Origin of the sequence: Crocosphaera watsonii WH 8501 (genome assembly GCF_000167195.1) — a bacterium.
GTDB lineage: Bacteria > Cyanobacteriota > Cyanobacteriia > Cyanobacteriales > Microcystaceae > Crocosphaera > Crocosphaera watsonii.
Genome location: NZ_AADV02000305.1, coordinates 1 through 2,384 on the forward strand (window position 1 = coordinate 1; position 2,384 = coordinate 2,384).

Below are 2,384 nucleotides of genomic sequence, written 5' to 3' on the forward strand. Positions count from 1 at the left end.
TACAACCATTGTATAGTTAGAAGCTACTTGACGAGTTAAGGCATAAACAATGTATTGATTCAGGGATACGCCTTCGTCTTCTGCTAAATTAGAAAGCTGTTGATGTAGTGTTTCTGGTAATCTCAAGGTTAATCGACTCATATTTTTTTCCTATTGGTTGACTAATTTAACAATAAATTCAGGGGGAGTCATCACCTGTAACCCCAATGATTGTTGTGCTTGACGAAAATCTCGAACATTGGAAGTAACGACTATGGCATTCGCATTCATGCCACAATCAACAACTAAATCATCTCCAGCATCGGGAGAAGTGGGTCGCCAAGAAAAATAGATGGGAGTAAATTGTGCCTTTTGGAGCAAAGTCCCTACAATGGGTTTAATATCTAACCATCGGGCAGGAGACAGCTTACGAGATAAAACATCAACGTATTCTATAGCTAGAGCATTAGAAATGTATACATCAAATAACTCTGCTAACCAACCATCAATAATTAATCCCGCAGAACCACCTTTTTTGGTTAAGCCCTCAAAGACAACATTGGTATCGATGACTACTGATAGTAAAGATGATTGAGACATGACACTATTATAGCACTGTATATGGTGTCATGTCTCTGGTTGGTTGATCCCCATAATCCTAAAAGATGAATAATTGGATATTTATTAACGTCCTCGTCTCCCTTTTCTTCTCTGTGATGATTGATTATTTTTCTGTTCAAGTTCTCTAAGTGCGTCTTTCATCTCAGAACCCGTAAATCTTTCTACATCTTTTTGGGTTAACCCAGGACTGTTTTGAGGTAAGTTAATACACTCCCATTGTTGGTTTTTGTGTTCATAAACCCCAACAGATTGGGCAATCATTTTATAGTTACCTTCTCCATTTCTAATGGTTAATCTTCCTTGACTATATTCTATTAAGTTATCTTTGGCTGAATATCTAACGGTTTGATTGGCTTTTAACCATCGATAAGCAATAGGTGCTATGCTTAGAGTGTATTCTTGTTGCTTTTGTATAACATCAGGAGAAAATTCAGGGGTCAAGGGTAGGGGATTCATTAAGGCTTTTTCTTTGTCTAATGTCTCTGATGATGTATTAAGAGTGTTTAACTTAGACTGATTAATTAAGGTGTTTTCTTTGTCTAATGTCTCTAATGATGTATTAACAGTATTTACTTTAGACTAATTGATTAAAGCTTCTTCTTTGTTATCTGATGATTCCTGGATCTGATGGATTTTAAGTAATGGTTCTTTTCTGACTTCATTTTCTTCATGGGTTAAATCTTCTGTTGATTTGTCATTAATTAATGTCCTAATAGGTTGATTAGTTAGCAAACTTTTAGTATCATAGTTTAAAGAAAATTTGTTTTTATTCTGCTTCTCTTTTCCTAATGGTTCAGTATCTAATTCTTTGGGTAAATAAAGACTTAAATTAATCTCTGACCAGTTAATTAATTGTTCTGGGGGAAGGGTAACTTGTTGATGGTTAACGGCATATTCCATCGCTTTTCTATCCCGTTGAGGGTCACAGTTAACTCCTCGCTGACTAATTAATTTAGGGAAGCTGCCGTTATGCAGTTTACTCCCCCTGAAAGGTTTAGCCCCCTCGATATGGTAACTTATTCTTTTTCTACCAGTGGCTGTGATGATGGGTTTTACATCGATGCCTAAATGTTGCAGTCTCCCTATAAATAGGGTCATGGTGGGTTTATCTCTGGTGACGGCATCGATGGCTGCTTGTAATTTAATGGAAATAGGAATATCTGGAGGTTGTGGCTGTTTTCCTGTCTGATAATCCTTCAGTTGTCGTTTATCTGAACTTCCCCTTTGACAAAACCCGATAACGTATGCTGCATGAGGGATACACCGAATTAGCTAGGGGTTATTAATGGGTACAAACAGAAGAAATGCTTAATAAATCTAATGCCTTTTGTTGCACTTCAGTAGGTCGAGTTATCTTGTCAAAAACGTATTTTCCACTCTCTAAAGAACACTCAACTGTGTTCAAGCAAATTGTTCCCAAATCTTCTAGTAAAGTACGAAAGCTGTGAACTGGTAAGTTATCTTCGGTGCGTTTTTTTCTATCTTTAGCAACAGCAGAATTACTACGACGAGCTTTTATGACATCCTGATAGTTATTATCAATTTCTTCATCTTCAAATAATAAAGGGGCTAATTTTTGTTTTAAATGCCATTCAACGTAATAAGGCAACATACATAAGAAATATGTGCCTTAACTCTGTCTCCCTTATAATGATTAATAGGACGCACTTTAAATCCATAGATTTATAACAACGGAAAGCTTCTCCACCGAAGATAACTTTTATAAGCTTTGACACTTTCAATCATCCATAGAGTTCATCTCAGAAGTCTAAGAATTAACCCGT

4 protein-coding genes and 1 pseudogene are annotated in these 2,384 nt (G+C 36.2%); all 5 read right to left on the reverse strand.

Going from position 1 to position 2,384, the window contains the following annotated elements; all coding sequences use genetic code 11:
- On the reverse strand, positions 1–141 hold a 141-nt coding region (locus CWATDRAFT_RS41240; RefSeq protein WP_042713043.1), incomplete at its 3' end, for a YlcI/YnfO family protein.
- 9 nt (positions 142–150) lie between these two features.
- Positions 151–579 (reverse strand): PIN domain-containing protein, encoded by a 429-nt coding sequence (locus CWATDRAFT_RS31160; protein ID WP_007308667.1) that lies wholly within the window; start codon positions 577–579, stop codon positions 151–153.
- 84 nt (positions 580–663) lie between these two features.
- A complete protein-coding gene (locus CWATDRAFT_RS31165) occupies positions 664–1,056 on the reverse strand; it encodes a hypothetical protein (protein ID WP_007308666.1) in 393 nt (130 codons plus the stop codon).
- A gap of 123 nt (positions 1,057–1,179) precedes the next feature.
- Complete coding sequence (locus CWATDRAFT_RS40875; protein WP_007308665.1) at positions 1,180–1,698, reverse strand: hypothetical protein; 519 nt, start codon at positions 1,696–1,698, stop codon at positions 1,180–1,182.
- A gap of 184 nt (positions 1,699–1,882) precedes the next feature.
- A pseudogene (locus CWATDRAFT_RS31175) lies at positions 1,883–2,340 on the reverse strand (IS1634 family transposase); the annotation flags it as partial.
- Positions 2,341–2,384 lie beyond the last annotated feature (44 nt).

Bases quoted from the DNA above. Each gene is read 5' to 3' on its own strand.
- CWATDRAFT_RS31165 (WP_007308666.1), bottom strand. From the start codon at position 1,056: ATGAATCCCCTACCCTTGACCCCTGAATTTTCTCCTGATGTTATACAA.
- CWATDRAFT_RS40875 (WP_007308665.1), bottom strand. From the start codon at position 1,698: ATGACCCTATTTATAGGGAGACTGCAACATTTAGGCATCGATGTAAAA.
- CWATDRAFT_RS31160 (WP_007308667.1), bottom strand. From the start codon at position 579: ATGTCTCAATCATCTTTACTATCAGTAGTCATCGATACCAATGTTGTC.